Genomic DNA, 23284 nt, shown 5'->3' with positions numbered 1-23284 from the left:
AAACGAACGCCATTTACTTGTCATAACAAACGTTCATCAGACATAACCCCTGGCCGGGCGCGGTTGCACCGGCCAGGGAACGGTCCGCAGCATCCCGAATGACAGCAACAGTGGTCGGTTCGATTTTTCTCCTTCCGACTTCCACCAGCGTGCCCACAATGTTTCTCACCATGTGTCTTAAAAAGCCATCGGCCGTAAAGTAAAAATTAAGCCTTGAAAGTTGCGCATCCACTTGCAACACCGCATTCAGCATATGTCTTGTGGTATGCGCCCTGGGACTACCGGTGCCTTCAAATGCCTTGAAATCGTGTCGTCCGATGAGATGTTGCATCGCGGATTTCATAGCCGCCGCATCCAAATCCTGTGGAATATGCCAAGCGTACTGCCGCCCGACGGCAACCGGAGAAAACCGGTTGATAATGGTATAACGGTAAGTTTTGGCTTTCGCGTCAAATCGGGCATGGAAACTTTCATCCACCACCGTACATGCGAGAATGGCAATATCATCCGGCAATAAAGCATTTAATCCACGACAAACCGTGTTCGCACAAAGATGAGTTTCGCAAAAAAAATTGGCGACCTGTCCTTTGGCGTGAACCCCCGCATCCGTTCTCCCTGAGCCGATGAGAGATATCCTCGATCCGGTCAGCCGGTGAAGGGCCGCTTCGATGGTAGCTTGAATGCTCTCATCCTTCTGCTGCCGCTGCCACCCATGATAGGCACTGCCGTCATACTCGATCAGCAGCTTAAAATTTTTCCGGGATTCCGTCATGGCAAAAAGATCAAAGCCGATCACAGGGAAAATTGGCCAAGGCTGTTTCCCAAATTTCATCCAGAAGATCAGCAAACTTTTCAATGTCGTGCATTGCGCCGCAGGACCTGCAGCAAAGCTTTACCCGCTTTCAGGTCAATTTTACATAAAGCTTTCCGCCGCAATCCGGGCAGTTAATTTTTGATAAATTCATTTTTTACATCTTTTCACTGTGTGTTAACAGCTTAGCCGGATCGGGCGTAGACCGCAGGGTTTCAAGCAAAAAGGTCATGTCCGAAGGCAAGGGGGATTCAAACATCATTTCTTTTCCGCTGACAGGATGTGTAAAGCCGAGCCGCCAGGCATGCAGCATCTGTCGGCCGATGCTTTCAATGGCCGCACGAACGGCGGGCGACGCCGGGGGGTATTTGGCGCCTAAATTCCGGCCACCATAGACAGAATCTCCGATAACCGGATGGTGCATCGCGGCACAATGCACACGAATCTGGTGAGTCCGACCGGTTCGAATCCGAACCCGCAACAGGCTCACCTGATCAAACCGCGATTCGACTTGCCAGTGGGTCTCGGCGATTCGCGTTTTGCGACTGACCGTGCTCATCCGTTTTCGATCCACCGGATGACGCCCGATGGGTAAAGATATCGTACCGCAATCGCGGGCAACACACCCCCACACCAAGGCCAGATATTCCTTTTGAACATGCCTGTCCCTGAATTGATCCGCGAGATGTTTCATGGCAACCGCATTTTTCGCAATGACCAAGGTGCCGGAAGTATCCCTGTCCAACCGGTGAACGATACCGGGCCTGATTTCTCCGCCAATGGCCTCAATCCCAGGGCAGTGGTGCAAAATGGCGTTGACAAGCGTTCCGTTTCGATGTCCGGGCGCCGGATGCACCACTATACCCGGCTGCTTGTTGATGACAATAATCGTCGTATCTTCATATAGAACGCTCAACGCGATCGGCTCAGGCTCAAAACTCGCCGGCACGGGCAGCGGAATAATGCCGCTGACCTTTTCGCCCATTCGAACCCGATAACCGGCCTTTTTAACATGGCCGTCGACATGCACGCTTCCCGAACGAATTAGCTTAGCAGAAAGCGTCCTCGCACAACCGGGCGCATGCGCACAAATCAGAAGGTCAAGGCGTTTTCCCTCATCGGGCGCTTCAATGGTAAATTCAAAGGCCCTGCTGCATCTGTCCATAGGGGGAAAAGGAAGGTTATTCGGAGGCAAATAGGGATTCTATCTCTTTTAATATGGTCGCTTCATCTGAATTTTTGGCCGTGGACAGCTCCCGAATAAGCAGTCCTTGCGCCGTATCATAAAGCTTGCGCTCACCAAAGGAAAGATCCTTATTTAATTTCAGCAGATATAAATCCCTAAACACTTCAGCAACGTCATTCAAACATCCGGTTTTTATCTTTTCCATATACTCCCGATAGCGCCGGTTCCAGGTCTGATTGTCGATGGGGCTATCCCTGTTTTCTTTCATTATTTCATAAACTTTTGGGATATCCTCCGCTTTGATAACGTCCCTGAGTCCGACCGATTCCACATTGCTCGTGGGGATCATGATCACCATACCGTTTTCGATAATCTTCATGATATAAAAATCATGCGTTTCCCCATTGACTACCTTGCTTTCTATGGCATTGATTCGACCGACACCATGGGCCGGGTATACCGCAAGATCGCCTACTACGAATTCCCGTAACCGCTGGCACTCACTGTTCGTGTTATCTCTCATTAATAAATCCGTAATATCACCCTATTTCGTTTGCTGTAGTAAACATACCTTAATTAAAGGTTACTTTATCATTCCGGCCGTGAACAATCAATAAAAAAGGATTGGCGCAAACGCGCCAATCCTTTTAATTGTTTTCTTTTCTGAAAACGTCGGGTTGAATTACATCAGGAAGGGAACCATCAGCAAGGCAACCACGTTGAGAATCTTGATCATCGGGTTAACCGCGGGACCGGCCGTATCTTTGTACGGGTCGCCTACGGTGTCACCGGTAACAGCGGCTTTATGGGCATCGCTGCCTTTGCCGCCCAGATGACCGTCTTCAATGTATTTTTTCGCATTGTCCCAGGCAGCGCCACCAGTGGTCATGGAGATGGCGACAAACACGCCGGTAACGATACTACCGATCAACAAGCCACCCAGAGCCACTTTGCCCAGAAGGAAGCCGACCAGCAGCGGAGCAACGACCGGCAGCAGCGCCGGAATCATCATTTCCTTCAATGCAAACTTGGTGACGATATCCACACAGGCACCGTAATCGGGTTTGCCGGTACCTTCCATAATGCCGGGAATTTCACGGAACTGACGACGAACCTCATCCACAACAGCGCCACCGGCATTGCCGACGGCCTTCATGGCGATGGAGGCGAACAGATAGGGCAGCAACCCACCGATGAAAAGACCGATGATAACCTTCACATCGGACAGATCAAACCGAATCACCTCACCACCACCTCGAATCGTAAATTCCTGCACATACGCAGCAAAAAGCACCAGCGCGGCCAAACCGGCGGAGCCGATGGCATACCCTTTGGTAACCGCCTTGGTGGTGTTGCCGACCGCATCGAGCGGATCGGTAACGGCGCGAACGCTCTCATCCATCTCGGCCATTTCCGCGATACCACCGGCATTATCCGTAATGGGGCCGTAGGCATCGATCGCGATAACCATACCGGTCATGGACAGCATGGACATGGCGGCCATGGCAATACCATAAAGGCCGGCAAAAGCATGGGATAGATAAATCGCAAGGCAGATGGCCAAAATCGGCGCAGCCGTGGACTGCATGCTAACAGCGAGCCCTGCGATGATGTTGGTGCCGTGACCGGTGGTGGAGGCTTCGGCAATCCCTTGAACCGGCGCATATTTTCCGGTGTAGTATTCGGTAATGATAACGATAACAACCGTCAGAACAAGTCCGACGAGGGTGCAGTAATAAATGTCCATGGCGGTGATGTCACCCATGCCGGTCATCATGGTCTGGCACATATAATAGAACGCACCGGCGGCAATAATCGCGGCACCGAACATTCCTTTATAAAGGGCGCCCATGATGTAACCACTTTTGCCCAACCGGACAAAAAAGATCGCGATCATGGAAGCGATAATGGAAACCGCACCCAGAACCAGCGGAAATTCGGTGGCCATGGGAACTTTCGGGAACATGAGATGGCCGATCAACATCGCGGCCACTGCTGTCACCGCGTAGGTCTCAAAAAGGTCCGCGGCCATACCGGCGCAGTCACCCACGTTGTCACCCACGTTGTCGGCGATAACGGCCGGGTTTCTCGGATCATCTTCGGGAATGCCGGCTTCGACTTTACCGACCAGGTCCGCACCGACGTCCGCGCCCTTGGTAAAGATACCGCCGCCGAGACGGGCGAAAATGGAGATTAAGCTACCTCCAAACCCGAGAGCGACCAGGGCCATAACATCATGCGTCGCTGCATAAAAACCAGCGGTAACGGTCAACGCCAGACCGGCAACGATCATACCGGTAACGGCACCGCCCTTGAATGCCAGCGCCAGACCGGCAGCCATGCCTTTTTTAGCGGCTTCCGCGGTTCTGACATTGGCGATAACGGAAACCCGCATGCCGACATAACCAGCCACAAAAGAAGCCACCGCGCCCAGAAGAAAACCCAGTGCGAATTTCGCGCCCAGGGTGGCAAAAATAATCACAAAAATGACCGCACCGGCAATGCCCATGCTCTTGGCCTGCCGATTCAGGTACGCGATGGCACCCTCTTTGATCGCACTGGCGATCTTCTGCATTTTTTCGTCACCGGCAGGAGCCGCCTTGACGATTGTTGCAAGCATAACTGAAAACAGCACGCCGAGGAGCCCCACCAGCGTACATACCACCGGTATATTTTTCAATAAACCTTCCATTACTTCCTCCATCCATTGTTATAGCTGAACATCATTAGTCTTTGTATTGTACCTGTTCATTCCAACTGTCACACCTTGACAAAGGACCATCACCACGGCTTCCGCAGAGCGTTCGATTATCCGATCCAGCATTCGGGCCTCGCTCCTATTAAAGCGACTCAGTACATGGCCGGCCACATCGGCACCGTCTTCGCGTGCCCTGGTGCCTCGCCCTACGCCGATGCGAACTCTTGTGAATTCGCCGCCGCCGAAGGCTTCAATAATTGATCTAATACCTCTATGTCCGCCATCGCCTCCTTTCTCTTTAATTTTTAATCTTTCAAATGCCAGGTCGATATCATCATGAAGAATCAACATCTCCCGGCTTGGAATTCTATAATAACCGGCGAGCTGTCTTAAAGGCCGTCCGCTTCGGTTCATGAAGGATTGCGGCTTGGCCAAAATTACAGGCACGCCTTGAATACTGCCGCGTCCGAAAATAGTGTCGAATTTTTTAGTCGACAGCTGAATATCAAACAGGCGCGCCATATGGTCGATTACTGTGAACCCGATGTTGTGACGGGTGTTTTCATAATCCTTCCCGGGATTACCCAGCCCCGCCACCAAACGAAGCGTCTCGTTTTGCATACCTATTCGATCCGATTCGTAATCCCTATCCTTCAAGGATACGGAAGGCCACTTCAAACCCATTCCCGTCAGCCGGGTATATCAAAAAACATTCGAAAAAAAACGAATGATCAAGCTTTTCCCAAAGCTTCCACTTCTTCTTCAACCGCTTCCCCCTCGCCCTCCGCCTTTTCAACCTTTCGGCCCAATACGGTAAGAACGGTGAAATTGACATCATGGGGAATCTCGGCGCCGCCTTCTAAAACAATATCTTCCACATGAACCGACCCGCCCAACCCCAGGTCCGTAACATCAATAATGATCGATTTGGGAATGCTGTTCGGATAGCAAAGCACTTCCAGTTTTCTACGGATCACCTGAAGCATGCCACCCAATTCAACACCGATGCATTTACCTTTGGTGGCGACCGGTACTTTGACGAGAACTTTCCGATCCATCGCCACTTCGTAAAAGTCTGCATGAAGATAACCGCCCGATAACGGATCAATTTGAAGCTCCTTGATCATGGCGGCTTTGCTGCCACTGAGCTCGTCAACCGCAAGATTCAAAACTACCTGCGAGACACTGTTTTTTTTCAGAATCAACTCCAGATCCCGCCTGTCAATCGAAAGCATGACGGGTGCACTGCCGGGTCCATATAAAACAGCCGGCATTCTGCCGGCCTGTCTGAGTCGTATGGCCGGCCCATCTCCCTTTTCCGCTCTTATAGCCGCTTTTAATTCGATAAGGTCCAAGGAACATTCCTCCCTGATAATACATTATAATGTCGCACGTTAAACAAATAGAGACGTCACCGAGTCCCCGCTGTGACTTCGAATGATTGCTTCCCCAAAAAGCTCCGCAATGGAGAGCTGTTTTATTTTACCAATTTCTCGGGCTTTTTCACTTAACGGGATGGTATCGGTAACCACCAGGCTGGTGAGTTCCGAATCGGCAATTCGTTGAACCGCTGGTCCGGAAAGAACCGAATGGGCGCAACACGCATGAACCTCTTTTGCCCCTTTGCGCATAATCGCGGCGGCCGCTTCCGTAAGTGTCCCCGCAGTATCCACCATATCATCCACAATGATAGCCCTCTTGCCGCTGACATCGCCGATGACGCTCATGGCTTTTGCCTGGTTGGGCTTGTCCCGACGCTTATCAACAATGCCGAGTCCCGCACCAAGCCGTTTGGCAAAGGCTCGCGCCCGTTCCGCACCGCCGGCATCCGGAGAGACAATCACCAGGTCATTGTCAAAATTTTGTTTAATATAGTCGATCAGGACAGGCGCCGCAAAAAGATTATCCACTGGAATATTGAAAAATCCTTGAATCTGTCCGGCATGAAGATCCATGGTAATAACACGATTGGCACCGGCGGTTGTAATCAGATCCGCCACCAGTTTGGCGCTGATCGGCACCCTCGGGGCAACTTTTTTATCCTGGCGGGCGTACCCGTAATAAGGTATGACGGCGGTGATTCGGCGGGAAGATGAGCGCTTGAAGGCGTCGATCATCAGGAGCAGTTCCACCAAATTTTTATTCACCGGATGGCAGGTGGACTGAATAATAAAAACGTCCTTTGATCGAACGTTCTCATCAATTTCAATCTGAATCTCACCATCACTGAATGTGGTAACTTTGGCACCCCCAATAGACATTCGAAGGTATTCACAAACGGCATTGGCCAGCTTCGGATTTGACGTGCCGGAAAAAATAATCATGTTGTCCATCAAGTCTTCCTCTCAATCACACGCTGGCAGCCCCTTACGCTCATAAACAAATGGCTGGGGCGGGAGGATTCGAACCTCCGAATGCAGGAACCAAAATCCTGTGTCTTACCGCTTGACGACGCCCCAGTGTAAAAAAACCCACCCCGCAGATCCCGTTGTGGCGATAGGGATCACATCCTACCCACCGATAGATTCGGCAAGAAACAAGCGCCATGACGAATACTTCGACAAAACCGATTGCGCATTTTGCGCAGCTTTCAAATCATAAAAAAGCCCGAACACGGTCGGGCCACTGCCTGTCATAAGCGCACCATCCGCGCCGTTGGCCAGAAGCGCTTCTTTTATTTTTTGAATCTCAGGGAATTTTGAGGCTGTCACCGTCTCAAGGTCGTTCCATAAATAACGGACCGGATTCAGCTTCCGAACCCTAAAAAAGCTTTCTTTATTTAGTTTTTGGCTGTTTGTCAATCCTAAATTCAGGTTTTTATAGACGTCGGCAGTGGCGACATGGATACGGGGGTTAACCAGTAAAACATAAAATTTAAATAAGTTATCAATAGGCGTCAGCACCTCTCCCACCCCCGTGGCAATCGCCGGCCTGCCCAGAATGAAGAAAGGCACATCTGCCCCGAGGGAAAGGCCCATTTCGCGGAGTGCAATCTGAGAAAAGGGAAAATTGAAATACCGGTTAAGCCCGATCAGAACGGTGGCGGCGTTACTGCTTCCGCCACCGAGTCCACCCGCCACCGGTATTTGTTTGGTTAATGAAATGCCGACGCAAGGGTCAATATGCCCGTTGATTTTGCCTAACCTATCAAAAAACAACCGGGCCGCGCGATACGCGAGATTGGATGAATCGGCCGGAACATCCGGATGCTCGCAGTGGATGGAAACGCCATCCACGTTAAAATCAAACTCGAGAATATCGTAAAGCCCTACCCCGCACATGAGCGTGAAAAGGTCATGATACCCATCGGTTCGCCTGCCGGTAACGTGTAAAAACAAATTGATTTTGGCGGGGGATAGCAATTTCATCGTTTTTTGATATTCGGAACCAGTATCAACCCGATTGTTTGACAAATGTAATTCTCAAGTCATAGAGCATTCCTTTAATCAGCGCGCCTTCATCCGGCGTCAGGTTGCCACGGGTTTTTTCTTCAAGCATCCCTATGATATCAATGGTTTGTTTTCCAATGGACAGGTTTTTCGTTTTCTGACCTGTGACAGGATCCTCAATGACCCCCAAATTCACCAGCGCAGATGCATTAAGGGACATGATAAAAGTCGAAAAATCAATGGCTGGAAGCGGTGAATCCCCCTTCCGGCCCGCGAATGGCTTTTCCGCCCCCGCACCGTCCCCACTGTTCCGGGCGGCATTGCCCTCCTTGTCCTTAAGAATAAAATCCTTTTCCTCCGCCATGTTACCTCCTCGCCGCCGCGTGTGGAACGCCAGACGGCAGATGTCTGCGTTTAATCACGGAAACTCCAAAGGAATCACTGTCTTCACTGTTTTCAGCGACCGCAGATGCGTTATCACTTCTTCGCTAAGCGGCGTATCGACCTGCAAGAAAATAATATTTCTCGCTCCATCCTTTTCCTGGCCCACATGCATTCTGCCGATATTGATGTTGAACAAGCCGAGTGCTGAGCCGATCTCGCCGATGGAGCCAGGAATGTCCTGATTATGAATCAGTCCCAAATGCCCTTCCGGAATCAACTCCAATCTGAAATTATTGATCATAACGATCCTGGCGTCATTTTTGCCGAAAATGGTGCCGGACACCGAGCAACTCATCTCGGTTGTGACGACCCGCACAGTAATCAGGTTGGTATAATCATCCGAGGTAGCTGTAGCCCCTTCGGTTACCTTAATGCCTCTTTCTTTTGCCAACACACCGGCATTTACAAAATTGACATCGTCCTTAACGATGGATGTCAGAAGTCCCTTAAGAACCGCACAAGTCACCGGCGAAAGATCCAGACCGTGAAAATCACCGTTATATTCGATATGAACTTCCGTGATCGGCCCGCATACCAACTGTGCTTCCAACACACCGATTCTGTCTCCGAGGTATAAATAGGGGCCAAGCTTTTCCAATAGTTCACCCGTGACGGAAGGCACGTTCACGGCGTTTTGTATCGTACCGTTTTGCAGATAGTCAATGATTTGATCGGCAACAGCGACCGCAACATTGGTCTGGGCCTCCTTGGTGGATGCACCCAAGTGCGGCGTCGCGATCACAGGGTCTAACTCCAAAAGCGGATTGTTTTCAGGCGGTTCTACCTCAAATACATCCAACGCCGCACCGGCCACCTTGCCTGACTGTATCGCCTCGTATAAATCCTTCTCTTCTACGATTCCGCCCCGGGCGCAATTGATGACCATGACCCCGTCCTTCATCTGGCCAAAGGCTTCTTTATTCAGCAGACCCGTTGTATTTTTTAATTTCGGAACGTGAACCGTAATATAATCGGATTTCCGGTACAGCTCCTCAAGCGTAGCGGCGGCAAAACCAGCCTTTTCAATCTGTTCGGCCGTAACAAAGGGATCATACACCACCACCTGCATTTTCAACCCCCTTGCCCGGTCCGCTACGATGGAGCCGATTTTCCCGAATCCAATCACGCCCAGCACCTTATTATATAATTCACGACCTTGAAGCTTCTTCTTTTCCCATCGCCCGGCCTTCAACGTCGCCGTAGCCTGGGGAATATTGCGCGACAAAGACAACATCATGGCTATGGCATGCTCCGCCGTGGTAACAACATTGCCGCCCGGGGTGTTCATGACCACAATTCCCCGCTTGGTGGCCGCTGGAATGTCCACATTGTCCAAGCCGATTCCTGCCCGTCCGACTACCTTCAGCCGATGCGCACGGCTCAGCAAATCTTCCGTCACTTTCGTCGCGCTACGAATCACCAGCGCGTCATAATCTCCGATAATCTCCTTTAGCGCCTCAGGTGTCAGCCCGGTTTGAACATCCACCTCAATCCCTGCAGCCGCACGAAACATCTCAACGCCTTCTTCCCCGAGATTATCACTTACCAAAACCTTCATGATCTTTCCTCCTCATTTGTACGCCTCAACACCATGATGAAACGCTATAACTTTCTATTATAAAAAAAGTGACCTTTTCAGAACGGGCTCCAGCATAGTCGTTATCCTGGGTTTGTCAAGTCCAAACCTTCGATATACAAGCGTATTTAAAAATTCAACCCCCCACCTTAACCGCTATTTCGATGGGATTGAATGAAAAAGCTTTATTATCTCATCAATAACTATGCCGCATTTTGATGCTTTCAACAATTATCCCACTTATTCTTCCCCTTGTGCCGTCGATTCATTTGTCGGCGCGCCCGCTTCCAGTCGTCATTTTTGACATTTTTTTCCTTTATTCCGGACTGTTGATTAACATCATCCCTTTCAATAAAAAAACTGCCCGGCGTTTTCGGGACCGGCACTCGAGCTGGAATTTCCCCGGATTTGATTTCTTCCCGGGTTTTTGCCAGCGGCGGGCCGGTAAAACAGTCGGGCGGAATCCGTTCAGCCAGGTACAGCGTTCCACCGGCATACTGCAATGGCAGCCCGCGGCGTTTCATCAATGAAACCGACACCGTGAGAAGCACCGGGGCGGCATCGTATCTGCGCCCCAATCTTTCCGCCATCCCCCTATCATCGCTCAATATGACAAAAGGGTCGGCTCCCGGCAAAACGCCCTTTTCCAGCGCGGCGGCATATGCCTTTTTGCGGATGCAGCAATATAATTGTTTCACCACTTCTTCCGAAACCGTCAACCGCGGCAAGCCCTCCCGATCGACGGCCCGCACCCGTTCCCCTTCAATTTCAATCGGCGGATTTGAATTCACCAGCACCACTTCATTCAGATGGCTGCGCCGAATGTGCCGCCAGCCATCCTCCTCACAAATCGCTTTTAACAAATCCTTTATCCTGACGTACCCGCGCGCATCGGGAACCAGGCCGAACTCCCCGGGGTTTCGGCCCAAAATATAGATAAGCAGTTTTGCCAAAGATTCCTGATGGTGTCGCTTATTCATGAATCTCTCTCGTGATAAACCGTCCCCATTCTTTTCTCCTCTCGGCTCGCCATCGGCGTTCCACTAAGCGTCTAAAAAACCATCGCCCAAATAAAGATAAAATCCCTATATTGTCAATCATTTTCAGCAGGATACCCTGAATAAGCATCGGTGGATCGATCGGCAGTTCCGGCCTTTTGGGTTCAGGCCGTCAACCGGATAAACGGCGGTTGACTTGCCCTATAAAAAACAATAGGTAGAGACCTGATTCAACTTCGCAAAAAGTCGACAGAATATCGATTAAAGATCATAAAGGTCTGCATTATCGCATGAAAATAAATTCCGTGGTGAATCGTTATATTTTCAAGGAGCTTTTCGCGCCATTTTTGCTGAGCGTCGTCTTCCTTTTATTTATATTTTTGATGACCACACTCCTTCGGATCACCGATCTGGTCGTTAACTATCACGTCGGCTTTATCACCGTCGTGAGAATGATTTTTTATTCAATCCCCTCTTTTCTGGAATTCATCATTCCAATGTCGACCATGATTGCGGTGCTGCTGACCTTGCTCAAAATGTCCAACGACAATGAAATCATTGCGTTAAAAGCCGGGGGAATCGGTATCTACCGCCTGACGCCGCCGATTCTTCTGTTTTGCATTCTCACCTTTGCAGCGACATGCGTTACAACCGTAGCGGGCCTGCCCTGGGGCAAACTCTCCGTGCGCAATCTTATGGGAGAACTGAAAACATCCAGCTATGCCGCTTTGCTGAAGGAAAGGACATTTAATGACAATTTTCAAGGCATGATGGTTTATTTCAACAAATCCGATCCGCAAACAAAATCCCTGATGGATGTATTTATCGAAGATCGAAATAACCGCGGCATTATCGTAACGGTTACAGCGCCCCTCGGTCAGTTGATCGATTCACCGGAAAACGATACATTCCATTTAAGACTGATGGATGGATTCATCAATCAGGTTCAATTAAAGGACAAAGCTTCCCATGCCATCCGTTTTAAAACTTACGATGTCCGGCTCAACCTGAAAAATGCATACCGGACCGCAACCGGAACTCAAAAAAATAAAAAGGAAATGAGCCTTTCCGAACTGCAGCGCTTTATTGGCAGCGCAACAGAAAAAAACAACGTTTACTATGAAATTCTGATAGAATTTCATAAAAAATTCTCATTGCCCTTTGCCTGTATCGCGCTGGGAATGCTGGCGTTCCCCTTGGGAATTCGAACCAAATTCGTCAAGCAATCTTCCGGGATCGGCCTTGGGCTTCTATTCTTTATGCTCTATTATTCGATCCTTTCCGCCGGTTGGGTCTTTGGAGAAGCGGGTATCTATCCGCCGGTTATCGGAATGTGGTTGCCCAATATTCTTTTCGGCGGGCTGGGACTTTTCCTGCTGATTCGAGTCGCCAACGAAAAACCATTGCTGTTCTCGAATCTGATCGATCGGATCAAAAAAACCCGGATAAACAGCCTGACCGACCCCTCCGAGGCCGCCTGTGTTGACGGTTCTACGGAATCAACGGACAACTGAATCCCCCATGAACATCCTTCATAAATATCTGATACGAGAAATTGTCAAATACTTCAGCATGATCATGGTCATGGTTGTCTGCGTGTACATGATTGTCGATTTCTTTGAACGAGTGGATAATTTTATGGAAGCGGGCGCACCCCTGGCCGCCACCTTTCGATTTCTTGCTTTCAAAATCCCGTTTATCATCGCCCAAATATTGCCGGTCGGCGTCCTGTTGTCCATTCTGATTACCTTGGGACTGATGAACAAAAAAAATGAGCTCGTCGCCTTAAGAAGCAGCGGCATTGGCATTTATACGCTTTTTAAGCCGATCGCCCTCATCGGTCTGGGCAGCGGTCTGCTCCTGTTTTTTTTCTCAGAAGGGATTGTCCCCACGACCATGGCCAAAGCAAACGATATTTATTTGAGGGAGGTTAAAAAGGTCTCCGCTATGGCCACGCGGGAAAATAATATCTGGATCAAAGGGAAACAAAGCATCACCCATATCACCCATTATAATCCGGTGGACAATGCCGTCTTCGGCGTTACGCTCCATCAATTCGATGACCAGTTCAAGCTGATTCGGCGAATCGATGCCGTAAAAGGTGTTTTTAAAAACGGGGAATGGGTGTTGGACACGGTCATGGAACAACGGATCAACACGAAGCCCCATGCCCTTGAAGTTAACTTTCATTCCCAAAAAACCGAGCCGGTGGATCTGGTGCCGGAGGATTTAAGCCAGGTGGCGAAAAAGTCGGAAGAAATGAGTTTCGATGAGCTTCGCAATTATATCCGCGACATCGAGGCCGAAGGGTATGACGCCGGGAATTATCGTGTGGATCTTCACGCAAAAACGGCATTGCCTTTTGCCTGTCTGATCATGTCCATGGTAGGCAGCGGTATTGCCGTGCGCAGGGCTTTCAAGGAACGCCTGTCCCTGATCATTGCCTGGGGCATCGCTATCATCTTTCTATACTGGGTGGTCTTTAGTTTTTGTATCTCTCTAGGATACGGGGGCATTCTTCTCCCGGTCATATCGGCCTGGCTGACCAACCTGGTTTTCCTCTGCTTGGGCGGTATCGCCTTGTTAAATGCGGATTGAGCGGGGTTGTGGCCTTCGTTGGGTTCTGAGAACCGATAAGACGGTTCTAACTATGGGAGTGAAAACCTTAAATGGTTATTATTTACAATGCATTGTTATTTCTTGCCGTCCTCATCGCGCTGCCGGTTATTTTGCCGGCTGTTCTCTGTTCTGAAAAACGGAGAAAAACCGTTTTGCCCCGGCTGGGGGTTGCCCCATCCCAACCGCTTCCACGCGGGAAAACAGGCACATTAAAATCGGAAAAACCGATATGGGTTCACGCCTTGTCCGTGGGGGAAGTCCTGTCCGCCACACCGCTTCTTTCCGGATTAACGCAGCAATATCCCGGCCGGCCGGTGCTTCTGACGGTATCCACCCTGACGGGGTATCGAATCGCCCGGGAACGGTTGCATTCCATAACGTCCGCCATTCGCTTTTTTCCTTATGATCTTCCTTTTTCAATCAAAAGGGCGCTTCATCTTGTTGATCCGGCGATGGTGCTGATGGTTGAAACGGATATTTGGCCCAACTTCATGAACGAATTAAAAAAGCGCAACATTCCGGCTTTTTTGGTAAATGCCAGGCTCTCTGCACGTGCTTATCGCAATTATAAACGTTTTTCGTTTTTTTTCGGACCTGTTTTTTCGGCCTTCACCTATATTTGTACTCAATCCGAAATGGACGCCGAGCGATTCAGCGGGCTGGGGATTGCACGACACCGGATTGTCATGGCCGGCAATTTGAAATTCGACCAGAACCGGCCCGTGCTGACGCCAGAGCAGCTCATTGCACGCCGCCAATCACTTGCCATCAACCCGGCTCAACCCGTGATCGTAGCAGGCAGCACGCATGAAGGCGAAGAAGAAATTTTACTCGGCGCGTTTTGCCGTCTAAAAACCCAATGGCCTTCGCTCGTGATGATGGTAGCACCCAGAGACCCGAAACGCGCGGCGTCCGTTACGCAACTGGCTAAGTCCGCTCATTTGAAGGCATTTACCATGACGGCGCTGGAAGATAACCCGAGCAATCAATCCGTGGATGTCATCATCGTCGATCGGCTCGGCCTGTTACGCGACTTTTACGCCCTGGCCGATGTCGCCTTTGTGGGCGGAAGCCTGGTCGCGTGCAGCGGGCATAATCCCCTGGAGCCCGCGGCATGGGCCAAACCGATCCTGTTCGGACCGGATATGAGAGATTTCATGAGCATTTCGACCGCGCTTGAATCCGCCGGCGGCGCTGTAACGGTTCAAAATGCCGAGGCATTTTATCGTAACGTGAATGCCCTGCTCTCTAACCCCGAAAAAGCCCATGCCATGGGGAAAATTTCTTTATCGATATTTCAATCGAACGGCGGCGCCGTGAAAAAGATGTTATCCTTGACGGCCCCTTTCCTTCCTCACGATGACCAGCAGGAGTAAGCCGGTGTCACCTCTTATTCGCAGAATCACATCGGCCATGAAAAGCAACCAGGCCGCTCGAACCTTTTCCTTCGAAACGATTCTGTGGGGACTCTCCCTGGTTTACGGCGGGCTCGCGCGCCTCAGATCAGCGGCATTCGAGTTTCGGCCGGCCAAACTAAAACAGCTGCCCTGTGTCGTTATTTCGATCGGCAATATCACGGTGGGCGGCACCGGTAAGACCCCGATGGTCATCTATCTGGCACGGCTGGTCCGATCCCTCGGTTATCGGGTGGCGATTGTCAGCCGGGGCTACAAGGGCAATCTCGAAAAAACGGGCGGCATTGTGAGCGATGGTCAAAAAACCCTTGTCACGCCTGAAGCATCTGGTGATGAGCCCTTCATGATCGCAAATGCGTTAACCGATATTCCCGTGGTGGTGGGGCAAAACCGGTTTATGGCGGGAACCCGGGCTATCGCCGCCTTTTCTCCAGAGGTCATTATTCTGGATGATGCCTTTCAACACCTTCAGTTGAGGCGGGACATCAACTTGCTTTTAGTGGATCAGACCCGCCCCTTTGGAAATCGCCATCTGTTGCCGCGCGGCCCCTTACGAGAACCCGTGTCCGCTATCGGCCGGGCGGATGTCATTGTGGAAACCCGATGCCGACCGAAAAGTCCTTCGGCGCCGGAACTGCTTCATGCCGTCAACCGATACGCCGCTCAAAAACCGGTTTTTCGGGCGCAACTCGAACCCGTCATCGAGAATCTCATTGGGATGGGAAAAACCGCGACAGCGGAAACTTTCCTAAAAACCGCCGGCGCCGCCCGCACCTTACTTCGGGGAAAGCGCGTGTTCGCCTTTTCAGGGGTTGCGGATAACCCCGGGTTTCATCACAGCTTAACCGAACTGGGGTGCACGGTGGCCGCAACGGCAGCCTTTCCGGACCATCATTGGTTCAGCGCGGATGACGTGGCCGCGCTTCAGCACCAAGCCCGCGATGTAAAAGCGGAGCTCATCGTAACGACACAGAAGGATATCTGCAGAATCAACGGCCTCACCCAATGGCCGGCGAATCTGGTGGTATTGGGAATCGAGCACGATTTTGGTGCGCACAAAACCGCATTTCATGATCTGATCAGAAGGAGGCTCTTTGATTTAATCGGCAAATCATGCGCCAATTCCGGCTTGACAATATTCAGCGGCCGCGTGATATAAAACCTTTTTTTCGTCATCGGCAATTCATTCATCCATCGAAGGCAATGAGAAACCTTACAGACCCTATCATCGATTCTGCGCTCTTTTGTTTTACGCGGATTTTCGGTTTTTTACCCCGAAAAATAGGCATCGGGACAGGGGTCGCCATGGGCCGGCTGGCTTATACCATCGTCAAGCGAAGCCGAAACATCGCCCTCAATAATCTGCGCAATGCTTACCCTGAAAAAAAGGACGCGCAAATCCAACGGATCGCTAAAGCCGTTTTTGAAAATTTGGGAAAACTGCTTTATGAAATTTGCTGGTCCAACTGCCTGAATAATGATGAACTGCGCCGGCACGTCAAAATTGAGGGAATGGCGCATATTCAAACCGCCTACGCAAAAGGCAAGGGCGTCCTGGTGCTGACCGGGCACTTCGGGAATTGGGAACTGATGCCGGTGGTGGGACATTTGGTCGGGCACCCGTTTAGTATTGTATACAGGCCGCTGGACTTCAAGCCGCTGGAACGGTTCACCATAAGAAGCCGTACCCGTTACGGTGGTTCCATGATCCCCAAGAAAAGATCGTTTCGAAAAATATTAAACAGCCTGGACCGAAAGGAAATGGTAACACTTCTCATGGACCAGAATGTGGCCGCCCGGGAAGGTGTTTTTGTCCCTTTTTTCAATATGCCGGCCTGTACCAACGAAGGCTTGGCGCTTCTGGCGCTTAAAACGGGCGCCCCGGTGGTTCCCGCGTTTCTGCTGAGAGAGAAAAAAGGGTTTACGGGAATGATTCTGCCGGAAGTCCCGCTCATTCGAACGGGAGATAAGATAAAAGATCTTGAAGCCAACACCAGCGCTTATAATCAAGTGATTGAATCCGTGGTCCGCCGCTATCCGGACCAGTGGTTCTGGGTTCACAGGCGTTGGAACACCAAACCACCCGCGGCCATGGCCCAGGCGGCACAAAAGAACTAACGGAAAACCGGATGCCCTTTGCGCCTTTAACGAATTCGCCTGTTCAACTGAACCTGTCCCGAGCCGCGGCATGCGTTCTTGCCCTGGGTTTTTCGGCAAGGATTTATCTATTTTATCAAATCCCCATTATCAGCCCGGACAGCCATTTATACATTCAGCAGGCAAAAGCCCTCTATTTCGGCCTGTTCGATCAGATTCTGAGTTGTTATTCTTATTTGTCTCCCTACCCGGTAGCGGTCTGCGCGGCCTATCGCATTTTCGGTGATTGGGTGATAGCGGCGCAAAGCGTTAACATCTTTTTCAGCACCCTTACCATTATTCCCTTTTATTGGCTGTTGCGCCGCTTTTTCGATGATACCGTCGCGTCGCTGACCGCCCTGGTGTTTGCCCTTTTGCCGGCCTATACGTTCGTCTCAACGGATGCCCTGCGAGACCCCCTGTTTTGGTTTTTTTCAGTTTCGGGGCTGTATCTTTTTATTCTTCACATCGAAAAAAGGCGCCCCGGGGTACTGCTGTGTTGCAGTTTCTGCCTGGCCTTTGCGACATGGGCCCGTATTGAAGGCTCCCTTTATATTCTGGTAACCGCATGTTATTTGCCTTTTATTAAAAACCGGAACAGATGGACGGATCTACTCATTTTCTTAACGCCCTATATTATTTTGCTATTCATGCTCATTGGGCTGGCTTCCGGCCTGGGACTTAATTGGGTTGAAATTCTCAACCCCAAAAGAATATTGAATCTTCCTTTAGGGGTGATTTCCCAATACGAAGGTCTGCGCAACGAGTTAAAAACCCTTTACCAACCCGACCTGTTTACTGTCAGCAAGTATTTCTTCGACAGAATCAGAAGTCTGGTTTGGATTATCGCCCTTGTCGCCCTCATCGTCCTTATCGTGGAAACGCTGCTTTATATTTTTTTCGGCTTTCTTCTCGCAGGCGCAGTTTCCCTGGGACATTCCGCATGGACGGACAAACGAATCCGGTATATCGCCTTTATTTGCATTTCTGCGTTGGGGCTGCTCTATTTTCAGACGTTCTGCGCGTGGCATGCGGCGGAGCGCCACCTGGCGGTTTTTCTGCTGCCGGCATTTATTTTCATCGGCGCCGGCATCAAGCGGTTTCATTTGTTTTTATCAAACCGGTTTCGGTGTCGACCGGCCACCGGATATGCCGTTGTGTGTGCGCTCGTTCTGCTCACCGTTGCACCCAAAATAATTCGGGCAAATTATGATGCGGACAAGCTGATCTTCCGGGAAATCGGCCTTTTCATCTCGCAACGCGAAACAGGACAGCGGGCCGTATCCGTCTGCGGAGCCTTTAAGCGGGTAACGGATGTGCACTTTTATGCCAATGTGAACACGCCATGGGCGCCCTGTTTTGATACTGGGGCACTTTTTTATCGCACAAAGGCCGAGCTGCTCCAGTTTATCCAAAACCAAAAATATGACTATTTCATATGGGATCAGGCGGGATGGCAACATGAGGGAATAACGCCCTCGTCCGTGAATTCGGCCAACGGCTTTCACAACATTCGAGAGTGGCACTCAAAAAAGCTGGGCAGGCTCATCCTCTATGAGGTTATACTTCCCTCGAAAACCGGAGCGACCCTTAAGTCAATAAATGAAAGGCAGCCGTGAAGCACTCTCGAACTATTAAAAACGGCGCCACTGCATCGGCGGCAACCACCGAAGGTATCAGCATGGGCGCAAATTCAATTTCATGCCGAATCGCCATATTCAGAACAGACAATGGCCTTTATGGCGAATGGAAAAACAAGACGTCCCCTTTTTCCATCAAGGGATGGCGGGGCAGGCGGGATCATTCCATCTCCGACATCGAAGTCGAAAAAATGCTTGAAGCCTTTTTTTCTGAAGAAAGGAACGCTTTTTTTACGCCTTTTTATGCCAGCGATTACAAGCATACCTATGTTTCCGGTTCCGTTTTATCCCAAAATAAGGATGTGTATCTGAAGCATTACAAGGTGCACGAAGCCCCTCTCAAAATCCGGGCCAGAAATCTGCTGAGAAGGACCCTGGCGAAAAAGGCCATGTGTGCTTACTACCGGCTAAAAGAGATGGGAATTGATGCGGTTGAACCTCTTTTCTATGCCAGAAGGGAAGGGTTGTTTATTCCCCGCGAGGCGGTTTTCGCGTCGCTGTCGACAGGAACGAATCAGACGCTGGCGGCAGTGCTTCAAAGAGAGCACCAAAAAGGCGAGCTTCTACCCCTGGTGCGCGCGTTGGGCGCCTTTATGGGCGATCTTCACCGAAAGGGCGTGCTCTATGCGGAACCCGTCACCAATTTACTTCCCGTTGCGCAGGGAGATTCGTGGCGTTTCGTGCTCTGCGACCTGGATGAAATGCGTTCTCTTGGCGGCATGACCCAACAGCAGCGGGTTAAATATCTTGCCAAACTGAGAACAACGCTCTTTAATTTAGAGAAAGCCGCACTGACCGAGTTTGACACCACCTATCATGCAGCGTTTTAACGGTCAGGAATTTTGGTCAGGAATTGCGCCTTGACAATGTTCCGCCGCCGAATAATATGAGTGTTTTTGTTCACCGGCGATAAGCCGCCACTGAATTGATTGAATGGTTATCCATGACCCCATACACAGACTCAGCCAATAATCCGACAGTCCTCACTTCGGAATGCGGCGTTGATCAGAATCGGGAATGGCGCGTAAAAAAGCCGGGCAAGCGTATTTGCTATGGTGCTCTCCGATGAAGATCGGGTTGGTATGCCGGCACTTTCTTTCAACCAAGGGGGGGCTGGAACGGTACGCCCTGTCCCTCAGCACGGAGCTGGCCCGCCGGGGACATGAAGTTCATGTCTTTGCCACTACCGGAGAAAAAATACCCGGGGTGCAACTCCATCATGTCCCGGTCTTTCCATTCTCCTCTCCCGGGAAAAACCTCTCCTTTGCCCTGATAGCATCTAAACGAATCTCCGGGGTTCAGTTGGACGTGGTTCAAAGCATGGAACGGATTTGGAACCAGGACATTTTCCGGGCATCGGACGGCATCAATCCGGTCCAGATGGAACAACGATATACCAACCCCCTGCTTAGAAAGTTCAAAGCGATCACTCCCAGACGCCAGGTGTTGACTTTTCTGGAAAAACGAATCTTTCAACAAAACGGCGCCAGATTCGTTCTAACCAATTCGAAATTGGTAAAGGATCAGATCCGCAGCCACTATCAAATACCCGATGAAAAAATTCACGTCATTTACAACAGTGTGAATACGAGTCGATTCAATCTCACCGCAAGGGATCGATTCGGTGACGCCTTTCGAATGCAATACGGCATTAAGCCGGACCATCTGTCGATCCTGTTTGTGGGGAACGAATTCAAGCAAAAAGGGCTTCCCGTTTTGATCGAAGCGGCCGCCCGCAGCGGCGCCAAAAACATTCGGCTCTTTGTAGCCGGCGCTGATCCGATTCCACCCTATCGCCGATGGGCCGAAAAGGCCGGTTTGGGAGAAGCCACCGTTTTCTTGGGATACCAAAAAGATCTTGAACGCTTATACGGCGCCGTTGATTTACTGGTACTGCCGACCCGCTATGATCCCTTTGCCAATGTCTGCCTTGAAGCCATGGCCTGCGGCACACCCGTGATCACCACCGTAATGAACGGCGCCTCTGAAATCATCAAAAACGGCCGGGAGGGGTTTGTCTTAAAAACAGGGGATGCCGATGAATTATCGGCCCGGATTCAGGATTTTCTGGCCGTTTCCGACCGGGCGGCCATAAGACAGCGGGTTGCTGAAAAGGCAACCGCTTTCACCATGGGAAACCATATGCGCCGGCTTTTTGACCTGTATGCTCGCGTATGCGAGGAAAAAGCGAATGAGCATCGGTTCCCAAAAAATAGAAATTGATGCCCGCCAGAACATGGTCATCAATCGGGACTATGCGCCCATCCTATCAGAAAACGGCCTGATGGACTTTGACGGATTCTATCAATATGGGGGCGGCACCCTCGTTAAACAGATCCGGGAAAGAAGTGTCACCCGCCTGGAAGTCCATCCTTGCGGAAAAACAAGCGTTTTTTTCCTGAAACGCCATATTGCCGAGCGACTGGGCGTGTGCGCACGCATAGCGGCTTGGGTCTCTGGAAGAAGCACCTCTCCGGGAATGGCTGAATTTGAAACCATCTGTGAATTCAGGGAAAACGGTATTCCAACGGTTGCACCCGTGGCGGCTGGGGAACGGCAACTCAGCTTTTTTCGATACGAATCCTTTCTGGTGACGGAAGATGTCTCCCCTTTCATCTCCTTGGAAAAGCTGATACACGATCACCCCGAAAAGCTCAGCGGCCCGATCGGACAACAGCGCAAACATCGAATCATTTCCGCCATTGCCCGTCTTGCCCGAACCATGCATGAAAAAGGCTTAAACCACCGCGACTTCAACGCAACGCATGTCCTGATCGGCCCTGAAGATAAGGATGGGGAATTTTCCCTGGCGCTGTTCGATCTTCAGCGAGTGGATCGAAAAAAGTGGATGCGCTTTAAATGGGGCATCAAAATCCTGGCGGAATTATTTTATTCCATGCCGGCGCCGCTTTTTGACGAAAATGACCGGACGACTCTGTTTCAAACCTATCACCGGACGAAGCGACTGCGATTGACGGACCGGGCCTTGTTGGTTTGGATTCAGCGCAAAACCAGCCGGATTGCGCGGCACACCCGAAAAATAAGGGCGCGCCGGCGTTCATCCCACAAGGCTTCATAACGGATTGAAAGCACATGCACCCTATGCACATCAAGCTAATGACCCTGTTGAAGAAATGGATAATCGGCCATCCGAAAACCCTGCAGCAAAAATTTCCGCAATATGAGATCGGCCGTGGAACGTACGGCTCCGATCTTCGAATATTGCGGCGAAAAGACGGCGCCACTTTAAAAATCGGCGCCTTTTGTTCCATCGCAGCCGGCGTGCAAATTTTTCTCGGAGGAGAACATCGCATCGACTGGGTAACCACCTACCCGTTTAATGTTCTGTGGCATTCGGCAAACCACATCAAGGGTCATCCAAAAACAAAGGGCGATGTGGAAATAGGAAATGATGTATGGATCGGCCAAGAAGCCGTGATTTTGTCCGGCGTAAAAATTGGCGATGGGGCGGTGGTCGGCGTTAGAGCCGTTGTCACCGCAAATGTTCCGCCTTATGCCGTTGTGGCGGGCAATCCGGCCCGGGTGCTAAAAAAACGCTTTGATGATATGACCATTCAACGCTTGCTGAATTCGAAATGGTGGAATTGGCCTGAATCGAAGATAGAAAAGATGCTTCCCATGCTATTGAATCATGATATCGAACGGTTCCTGACTTCGGCCGCGCAAGATAAAATATAGGGGGATGTGTTATGCCGCCAATTTTTAAAATCGATTTGAAAAAAAAAACGGAACAGCCGGAACCCGTTATTATCGAATTGGGCAGTGGCGAAAAAAAAAGGCCCGGTCGGATCTGCATCGATAAAATGGAAATGCCGCACGTCGATATTGTCGCGGATCTGGAAGAGGGGTTGCCTTTTTTCCCGGATAATTCAGTGGATGAAATTCATTCAAAGAGCTTTTTGGAACACATTGACAATTTCGAGTTCTTGATGAAGGAGATTTGGCGCGTTCTTAAACCCGATGGCCGGAAATTTTTATATGTGCCGCATTTTTCAAATCCTTATTACTACTCCGACTACACCCATAAGCGGTTTTTCGGACTATACACCTTTGAATATTTCTCCAACCACCAGGACAGATTCAAAAGAAAAGTCCCCTCTTTTTATCAGGAATTCGGTTTCATCACGGAAGATATCACGATTGTGTTCACCTCCCCGTGGAAAGGCCGAAAACTGGTAAAACGCATGTTTCAATCATTTTTCAATCTGAATACCTGGTTGATGGAATTCTATGAGGAAAATCTGTGCTACTTGATTCCCTGTTATGCGCTTCAGGTCACCTTGCGCCCCGCTAAACAGCTATCCAAGGAACCCTAAAGGCTGTCGGCGGCCACAAAAAGAAGAAAGAGTCC

At 50.4% G+C, this 23284-nt stretch carries 23 protein-coding genes and 1 tRNA gene; 12 read left to right on the top strand and 12 right to left on the bottom strand.

Translation table 11 applies throughout. The features are described 5' to 3' along the window. Nucleotides 1-13: 13 nt before the first annotated feature. The gene (gene truA, locus RBT11_08560) at nucleotides 14-772 is read right to left on the bottom strand and encodes a tRNA pseudouridine(38-40) synthase TruA (protein ID MDX9786814.1); all 759 of its coding nucleotides are present in this window, start codon (nucleotides 770-772) and stop codon (nucleotides 14-16) included. Here truA and RBT11_08555 point away from each other — a divergent pair. Continuing rightward, complete coding sequence (locus RBT11_08555) at nucleotides 771-956, top strand: hypothetical protein (GenBank protein ID MDX9786813.1); 186 nt, start codon at nucleotides 771-773, stop codon at nucleotides 954-956. The two genes, truA and RBT11_08555, sit on opposite strands and share 2 nt — an antisense overlap. 12 nt (nucleotides 957-968) lie before the next feature. Here the strand turns inward: RBT11_08555 and RBT11_08550 are convergent, their stop codons facing one another. The 11 genes from RBT11_08550 to RBT11_08500 all read right to left on the bottom strand — a co-directional run bounded on the left by RBT11_08550 (nucleotide 969) and on the right by RBT11_08500 (nucleotide 11084). After that, nucleotides 969-2006: an RluA family pseudouridine synthase gene (locus tag RBT11_08550; protein MDX9786812.1), complete on the bottom strand. Its 1038-nt coding sequence runs from the start codon at nucleotides 2004-2006 to the stop codon at nucleotides 969-971. Next, entirely contained in the window at nucleotides 1993-2520 is a 528-nt protein-coding gene (locus RBT11_08545; protein MDX9786811.1) for a CarD family transcriptional regulator, read from the bottom strand. The genes RBT11_08550 and RBT11_08545 overlap by 14 nt, the downstream gene beginning before the upstream one ends. Before the next feature lie 159 nt (nucleotides 2521-2679). Beyond that, on the bottom strand, nucleotides 2680-4689 hold the full coding sequence (locus tag RBT11_08540; GenBank protein MDX9786810.1) for a sodium-translocating pyrophosphatase: 2010 nt from the start codon (nucleotides 4687-4689) through the stop codon (nucleotides 2680-2682). Nucleotides 4690-4707: 18 nt separating this feature from the next. Beyond that, entirely contained in the window at nucleotides 4708-5316 is a 609-nt protein-coding gene (gene pth / locus RBT11_08535) for an aminoacyl-tRNA hydrolase (protein ID MDX9786809.1), read from the bottom strand. Between the two features lie 110 nt (nucleotides 5317-5426). Next, nucleotides 5427-6050, bottom strand: a complete 624-nt coding sequence (locus RBT11_08530; protein MDX9786808.1) for a 50S ribosomal protein L25 — start codon at nucleotides 6048-6050, stop codon at nucleotides 5427-5429. A 39-nt stretch (nucleotides 6051-6089) separates the two neighbouring features. Beyond that, nucleotides 6090-7028, bottom strand: coding sequence for a ribose-phosphate pyrophosphokinase (locus RBT11_08525; GenBank protein MDX9786807.1), 939 nt, complete (start codon nucleotides 7026-7028; stop codon nucleotides 6090-6092). 51 nt (nucleotides 7029-7079) lie between these two features. Continuing rightward, nucleotides 7080-7154, bottom strand: a tRNA-Gln gene (locus RBT11_08520). A gap of 51 nt (nucleotides 7155-7205) precedes the next feature. After that, nucleotides 7206-8063: a 4-(cytidine 5'-diphospho)-2-C-methyl-D-erythritol kinase gene (ispE, locus tag RBT11_08515; GenBank protein MDX9786806.1), complete on the bottom strand. Its 858-nt coding sequence runs from the start codon at nucleotides 8061-8063 to the stop codon at nucleotides 7206-7208. Nucleotides 8064-8088: 25 nt separating this feature from the next. Further along, nucleotides 8089-8448 carry a DUF1844 domain-containing protein gene (locus RBT11_08510; protein ID MDX9786805.1) on the bottom strand — a complete coding sequence of 120 codons (360 nt, stop codon included), beginning with the start codon at nucleotides 8446-8448 and terminating at the stop codon, nucleotides 8089-8091. A 54-nt stretch (nucleotides 8449-8502) separates the two neighbouring features. Beyond that, nucleotides 8503-10086, bottom strand: coding sequence for a phosphoglycerate dehydrogenase (gene serA / locus RBT11_08505; protein MDX9786804.1), 1584 nt, complete (start codon nucleotides 10084-10086; stop codon nucleotides 8503-8505). Between the two features lie 242 nt (nucleotides 10087-10328). Further along, entirely contained in the window at nucleotides 10329-11084 is a 756-nt protein-coding gene (locus RBT11_08500) for a hypothetical protein (protein ID MDX9786803.1), read from the bottom strand. A 308-nt stretch (nucleotides 11085-11392) separates the two neighbouring features. Between RBT11_08500 and lptF the strand changes: the two genes are divergently transcribed. The 11 genes from lptF to RBT11_08445 all read left to right on the top strand — a co-directional run bounded on the left by lptF (nucleotide 11393) and on the right by RBT11_08445 (nucleotide 23249). Continuing rightward, nucleotides 11393-12616 carry an LPS export ABC transporter permease LptF gene (lptF, locus tag RBT11_08495; GenBank protein ID MDX9786802.1) on the top strand — a complete coding sequence of 408 codons (1224 nt, stop codon included), beginning with the start codon at nucleotides 11393-11395 and terminating at the stop codon, nucleotides 12614-12616. Nucleotides 12617-12623: 7 nt separating this feature from the next. After that, nucleotides 12624-13700 carry an LPS export ABC transporter permease LptG gene (gene lptG / locus RBT11_08490; GenBank protein ID MDX9786801.1) on the top strand — a complete coding sequence of 359 codons (1077 nt, stop codon included), beginning with the start codon at nucleotides 12624-12626 and terminating at the stop codon, nucleotides 13698-13700. 71 nt (nucleotides 13701-13771) lie between these two features. After that, complete coding sequence (locus RBT11_08485) at nucleotides 13772-15097, top strand: 3-deoxy-D-manno-octulosonic acid transferase (GenBank protein ID MDX9786800.1); 1326 nt, start codon at nucleotides 13772-13774, stop codon at nucleotides 15095-15097. A 4-nt stretch (nucleotides 15098-15101) separates the two neighbouring features. Further along, nucleotides 15102-16295 carry a tetraacyldisaccharide 4'-kinase gene (gene lpxK / locus RBT11_08480; protein MDX9786799.1) on the top strand — a complete coding sequence of 398 codons (1194 nt, stop codon included), beginning with the start codon at nucleotides 15102-15104 and terminating at the stop codon, nucleotides 16293-16295. 44 nt (nucleotides 16296-16339) lie between these two features. Then, entirely contained in the window at nucleotides 16340-17254 is a 915-nt protein-coding gene (locus RBT11_08475; GenBank protein ID MDX9786798.1) for a lysophospholipid acyltransferase family protein, read from the top strand. Nucleotides 17255-17265: 11 nt separating this feature from the next. Beyond that, the gene (locus RBT11_08470; protein ID MDX9786797.1) at nucleotides 17266-18891 is read left to right on the top strand and encodes a glycosyltransferase family 39 protein; all 1626 of its coding nucleotides are present in this window, start codon (nucleotides 17266-17268) and stop codon (nucleotides 18889-18891) included. Next, nucleotides 18888-19742 (top strand): hypothetical protein, encoded by an 855-nt coding sequence (locus RBT11_08465; GenBank protein ID MDX9786796.1) that lies wholly within the window; start codon nucleotides 18888-18890, stop codon nucleotides 19740-19742. Before RBT11_08470 ends, RBT11_08465 begins: the two co-directional genes overlap by 4 nt. Nucleotides 19743-19929: 187 nt before the next feature. Continuing rightward, the gene (locus RBT11_08460; GenBank protein ID MDX9786795.1) at nucleotides 19930-21135 is read left to right on the top strand and encodes a glycosyltransferase family 4 protein; all 1206 of its coding nucleotides are present in this window, start codon (nucleotides 19930-19932) and stop codon (nucleotides 21133-21135) included. Further along, nucleotides 21104-21991, top strand: a complete 888-nt coding sequence (locus RBT11_08455) for a lipopolysaccharide kinase InaA family protein (protein MDX9786794.1) — start codon at nucleotides 21104-21106, stop codon at nucleotides 21989-21991. Before RBT11_08460 ends, RBT11_08455 begins: the two co-directional genes overlap by 32 nt. A 23-nt stretch (nucleotides 21992-22014) precedes the next feature. After that, entirely contained in the window at nucleotides 22015-22611 is a 597-nt protein-coding gene (locus tag RBT11_08450) for a CatB-related O-acetyltransferase (GenBank protein ID MDX9786793.1), read from the top strand. 11 nt (nucleotides 22612-22622) lie between these two features. Beyond that, nucleotides 22623-23249, top strand: coding sequence for a methyltransferase domain-containing protein (locus RBT11_08445; GenBank protein ID MDX9786792.1), 627 nt, complete (start codon nucleotides 22623-22625; stop codon nucleotides 23247-23249). Nucleotides 23250-23284: the final 35 nt, after the last annotated feature.

It is taken from the genome of Desulfobacterales bacterium, assembly GCA_034003325.1.
Taxonomy (GTDB): domain Bacteria; phylum Desulfobacterota; class Desulfobacteria; order Desulfobacterales; family JAFDDL01; genus JAVEYW01.
Note: the sequence above shows the minus strand (reverse complement) of the source record. Positions and strands in the feature narration are given on the sequence as shown.